Below are 5,190 nucleotides of genomic sequence, written 5' to 3'. Positions count from 1 at the left end.
TTTGAGCAAATGACCGAATGTCGTTTCGTGGATGTAGGGACCTTCGAAAGCGCATTCGCAGTTTCCACTTCTTTGACCTTTAAGTTTTAAGTGTTCCAATATCTCTTCATGGAGCCGTCGGAGCTCCGGCATATCCGAGTGGAATATAAAGAAATGGAGCCAATCTCGCCTGCCACGCCAGAGCCACCCCAGATAACCGGCCAGTCCCGCCAGGGCGCAGCAGGCGCAGAGTTTGAGACCGCGTTTGGCTCCCGAGTAGAAGCAGCCGAACTTGCTCGGGTCCACCACGAAGGGAAACATCCACATGGTGGCGTCGGTGACAGGGGCCTCTTCGCCACAGATGTCACAGTGATCCTTCTTTTTCTTGAGATCGAGTTTGAGAGAATATTGGGGAGGCTCGAGGAAAACCTGCTGCTCTTTGCCGTTGATAAGGCGTTTTTCTTTCGGCGGGCTGGGATTGGCCTTGATGAAGAGATTGGTCGGGAAAACCCAGTTTTTCTTGTCGTATTCCTTGAGCGAGTTTGTGGTCTTGTCGAAGTATTCCCCTTTATTGCCGGTGGGCTCGACTAACCGATCGACGAGTGCCTGAAGAACGGTGTTGATGTCGTGCGTGCCTGCACCGAAATGCCTGAGAAGCATCACCCGACCGGTATCGAACCAGAAGTTGCCCGTCGAAACATCGGCACGGAGGTCGAAACGATCGGTTGAGACCGTAGTTTGGGAGGCCGAGCTGGACGAGCCTTGTGTCTTGCCGGACCTGCCCACTTTTGTCCCTTTTTTGGCCATCATGTGTTCCTCCGTTTTGATCTGCAGTTTACCACCGAAGCGTGCGATGTCAAGTCGTGGTTTTCTAAAGGATAGTACGAGCAAACACGCGCACGAATAACATCATAGTGTTGCGCTATTGGCGTTGGTGGTTTGACCCACACCGCGGCAAGCGCCGTCACGCGATTCTGTTTCCGAGAAAAGAACGCGTTTCTTTCGGACGAAATGCACTTCGGCAAAGTCGCGGTGCCCAGCCGGGGCTTCGCGGCGATCCGTGATGGTTGATGATCCCTGATAAAAACCATCGGGGAGGCCGATGGCCTCCCCGTGGTTTCGAGGACTCTCCGTCGCTGAGCGGCGGAATAAACACGTCAGGGAACGACAGAATCTAATCCAGGCACTGAGTGAGGCGTTCCACCACCTCCCCGTCCGCCTTGCGAATGATCACCTCCAGCGGCATCTGGCCGGACAGCGTGTGGGTGGCACAACCAAAGCACGGATCATACGAGCGGAACGCCATTTCCACCCGATTGAGCAATCCTTCGCGAATCTCAAATCCGTGGATCAGCTTCTGGGCAGCGCGACGGACGGCCATGCAGATGGATGCGTTGTTGTTCGTGGTGCCCACGATCAGGTTGGCTTTCACCACCAGACCGCGTTCGTCGGTCACATAATGGTGGGTGAGCGTGCCGCGCGGGGCCTCCACGCAACCGACGCCCTCGGTGGGCGTTTCTTTGGGCAGGACGCGATAATCCTTGCCCGTGATCGCGGGATCAGATGCCAGTTCCACCCACCGCTCTGTCGCATAGAGCAATTCGATCAGGCGAGCCCAGTGAGTGGCCAGCGTGTGATGGACAGGCTTTCCACCGAGGACTTCGTAAAATCGCTGATATTCTTTCTGCGCCAGTGGGGTGGCCATGCCGTCGGCCGCGTTCAGTCGGGAAAGCGGAGTGGCCTGATAGACGCCCGAGTCGGGACCGTCCACAAAGCCCTTCCAGCCGACTTTCTTGAGATACGGGAATTTCAGGTAGGACCAGGGTTCGACCCTTTCCGCAACATACTCCCGATAATCTCGGGGATGGTACTTGGCGTGCTCTTTGCCGTCGGGCCCCACGACGCGGACCATCCCGTCGTAGAAGTTGACGTGGTTATTCGCATCGACGGTGCCCATGTAATAGGTCTTCTGAACATACACGTCTCCGGTGATCAGTGAGACGTAATCGCTGTTTTTGAGGACCAGCTTGTCGAACAGGTCGAGGCTGAATTTGGCGAATTCGATGGCTTCCCGGCCGGCGGCTTCAATCTCGCGGCGCTGTTCTTCGGTGATCCCTTTGCTAACGCCGCCGGGCAGCCCCCAGTTGGGATGCACCCGGCGTCCGCCGATCATCTGGATGAGACTGTGGCCCACATGCCGCATCTTGATGACCTGGCCACCGATCTCCAGGCCCACTTTCTTGACCACCCCTAGGATGTTCCGCTCAGCCTTGGGGGCATCCGGGCCGACAACGAAATCCGGCCCGCCGAGGGCGTAGAAGTGAGTCGTGTGATCGGTGGCGAAGAAAATGCTGTAGAACAACTCGCGGAGTTTTTTGGCGGTTTCGGGCGGGTCCACGTGAAAGACGGCATCCAGGGCCTTGGTGGCCGCCATATGGTGGGCCTCGGGACACACGCCGCAAATTCGGGCGGTGAGGTTGGGCATTTCCTCGACCGGCCGACCGACGCAGAACCGCTCGAATCCGCGAAGCTCGGGGATCTGGAGATAGGCGTTGGCCACATCTCCCTTCTCGTCGAGAAAGATCTCGATCTTCCCGTGACCTTCCAGCCGTGTGATGGGATCAATTGTTACCCGTTTCATGGCTTCCTCAACCTGGCTGTTTTCAGGTTCTGTGCTCGATATGGGGTTTATTGATTCCTGGTGGTTTCGGCTTCCCCGAAACGAATGGATCACTCAGTGGACCGTACTCGGCGCTGGCAGCTTTCGCTTCCTTCGCAGGAGACTGTGCGCCAGGCTGAACCGGTAGAATGTTCCCACCGGATCGGGAATTCCCTCTTCGATAATCCGCTGAATTTCTGCCGGATCATTGGAATCGATGACCGAGGCCAGGGCCGCCATCAACCGTGCGCCGTAATCAACCACGTCCGTGTTCGGGCCGTAACAGCCGATGCAGGGGGAGTTGACCTGCGGACACTTCGCTCCGCAACCTGCCCGGGTTGCCACGCCACAGCAGATGATGCCCTGTTCCAGCAGGCAGGTTTCCTCATCCGGGATGACCTGCCAGGTGCGGTAAAACTTTCTAATCTTCTTTTCCGTACGTTTGCGCGGGCACTCATCGCAGACTGTTGTGTCCACGCCGATGACCGAGCCTTTGGGCGGCAGCTTGTTTTCCAGGATGGCCACGATGGCGTCCCAGATGCGTTCGGCCTCAGGAGGACAGCCGGGCAGGTAATAATCGACCTCCACGATCTGGTCGAGCGTGAAGACGGTGTCGTAGAAAATCGGCAGATAGAGCTTGCCTTCCGGTACTTCGGTGACGTGTTGCGGGGTCACGTGCTGGGGATTTTCCGTGGATGGTGTCTCCTCATAGACAGTGCGGAAAATCTCTTCCCGCGTGTTGAGATTGGCCAGTCCGGGAATGCAACCCTCCATCGCGCATGATCCGAAAGCCACCAGGACCTTCGCCTTGCGACGGAGCAATTTGGCCATGTATTCCTGTTCGCTGGTGCGGATGCCTCCGTTGAACAGGCACACGTCGATGGAACCATCCTCCATCTTTTCCACGTCACGGACTTTTCCGTCGGTGGCGCAGGGCCAGAACACAATATCAAAGTGTTTCGCCACCTCGAGGATTTTTTCATCGATGGCGAGGACGGCGATTTCGCATCCGCCGCAGGATGCCGCCCAGTACAGCGCCAGTTTTCCCTTGGCTTGTCCGTCACTCATGGAAGCACCTCCAGCGATTCTTCGTGTTCTTTGGCAATGGCTTCAACGGCATGCAGGCGTTCCCCGTTTTCCTGCCAGTTGGCGGGCCAGTTCAGCGGGCCAAGCTTGCGGATGTCTTCGACGAATTTGTCGATATGCTCGGCAAGCTGCTGACCCTCGGCGGCGGAGGCCCATACCAGCCGGATGCGATCTTCTTCCAGACCGAGGGCCTTGAGCGTGTGCTTGAGCATATAGTAGCGCCGCATAGCCTTGTAATTCTGCTCGATATAGTGGCACTCGCCGGGATGGCATCCGGCGATCATGACGCCGTCTGCGCCCAGGGAAAGTGCTTTGAGCACAAACGCGGGGTCCACCCGTCCGCTGCACATCACGCGGATGATCCGCACGTTGGGCGAGTATTTGATTCGCGCTGTGCCCGCCAGGTCTGCCGCCCGGTACGAGCACCAGTTGCACAGAAAGCCTACGATTTTGGGTTCGAAGGTGTCCTCAGCCATGGCTCAATCCTGTTGTTGTATGGCGAAGTGAATTCGGTATTTTCGACTGGTCGATTGACACCGATCGTGTCCCCATGGGATTCACACGGGAACCGCCTCGGCTTCCTGTCTGGCCTGACCGCCGTCTCCGTGAATCGCATCCCAGAGGATGCCCTCGATCTCGGCGAACACCTGTTCGTTGCTGAAGTGGGCACCGCTGATAGCACCGGCCGGGCAGGCGGCCACGCATGTCCCGCATCCTTTGCACATCGCCGTGATGACCCGGCTGACCTGTTTTTGTTCGTCGAATTCGATCGCGTTGTACGGGCACAGGTTATTGCAGATTCGGCAGCCGGAGCATTTTTCCTCATTGATTGTGGCCACAACCGGCTCGATCATGACGCTGCCTTTGGTGATCATGGCCATCACCCGCGCGGCGGCGGCCGCACCCTGGGCCACCGAGGCCGGAATATCCTTCGGTCCCTGGCAGGCGCCCGCCACGAAGATGCCGTCGGTCATGGTGGCCACCGGGTCCAGCTTGGGATGCCGCTCGGTGTACCAGCCGGCCATACTGCACGAGATGCCCAGCTTCAGGCCAAGCTCCTTGGCGTCCGCCTGGGGCTCGAGGGCCCCCATCAGGATGACCATATCGACGGGAATGCGGCGTTGTTTTCCCATCAGAGTGTCTTCCACCTGGATGATAAGTTTTCCTGCTTCTTCGGGTCGGCGAGCGGCGTCGGTGACCTCCGCGACCTTTCCGCGGACGAAGTGCATCCCTTCTTCCAGCAGACGATGATAGAACTCTTCGTATCCCTTTTGGTTCGTCCGCATGTCGATGTAGAAGGAGTACACTTCGGCTTTGGTCTTCTCCAGCACCAGGTGCCCGAATTTCAGGGCCGCCATGCAGCAGATGCCGGAGCAATACTCGTTGTGGTTGGAGTCCCGGCTGCCCACACAATGAATAATGGCCACCGACTGGGGCTCCGTCTTCCCGTCCCGAAGCACAATCTT

Annotated in this window: 5 protein-coding genes; all 5 read right to left on the bottom strand. The window is 57.9% G+C overall.

All coding sequences use genetic code 11. The features are described 5' to 3' along the window. Nucleotides 1-789 (bottom strand): hypothetical protein (locus tag H5U08_RS09655; protein WP_297032498.1); only part of this gene is annotated, 789 nt, incomplete at its 3' end. A 364-nt stretch (nucleotides 790-1,153) separates the two neighbouring features. Further along, nucleotides 1,154-2,620, bottom strand: a complete 1,467-nt coding sequence (locus tag H5U08_RS09650; protein ID WP_297032496.1) for a Ni/Fe hydrogenase subunit alpha — start codon at nucleotides 2,618-2,620, stop codon at nucleotides 1,154-1,156. A 93-nt stretch (nucleotides 2,621-2,713) separates the two neighbouring features. Next, the gene (locus tag H5U08_RS09645; protein ID WP_297032495.1) at nucleotides 2,714-3,706 is read right to left on the bottom strand and encodes a F420-nonreducing hydrogenase; all 993 of its coding nucleotides are present in this window, start codon (nucleotides 3,704-3,706) and stop codon (nucleotides 2,714-2,716) included. Beyond that, nucleotides 3,703-4,200 carry a hydrogenase iron-sulfur subunit gene (locus H5U08_RS09640; protein WP_297032493.1) on the bottom strand — a complete coding sequence of 166 codons (498 nt, stop codon included), beginning with the start codon at nucleotides 4,198-4,200 and terminating at the stop codon, nucleotides 3,703-3,705. Before H5U08_RS09640 ends, H5U08_RS09645 begins: the two co-directional genes overlap by 4 nt. A gap of 81 nt (nucleotides 4,201-4,281) precedes the next feature. Then, a partial coding sequence (locus tag H5U08_RS09635; RefSeq protein WP_297032490.1) for a 4Fe-4S binding protein occupies nucleotides 4,282-5,190 on the bottom strand: 909 nt, incomplete at its 5' end.

The sequence above is a fragment of the Thermogutta sp. genome (assembly GCF_014359955.1).
Lineage (GTDB): Bacteria > Planctomycetota > Planctomycetia > Pirellulales > Thermoguttaceae > Thermogutta.
Note: the sequence above shows the minus strand (reverse complement) of the source record. Positions and strands in the feature narration are given on the sequence as shown.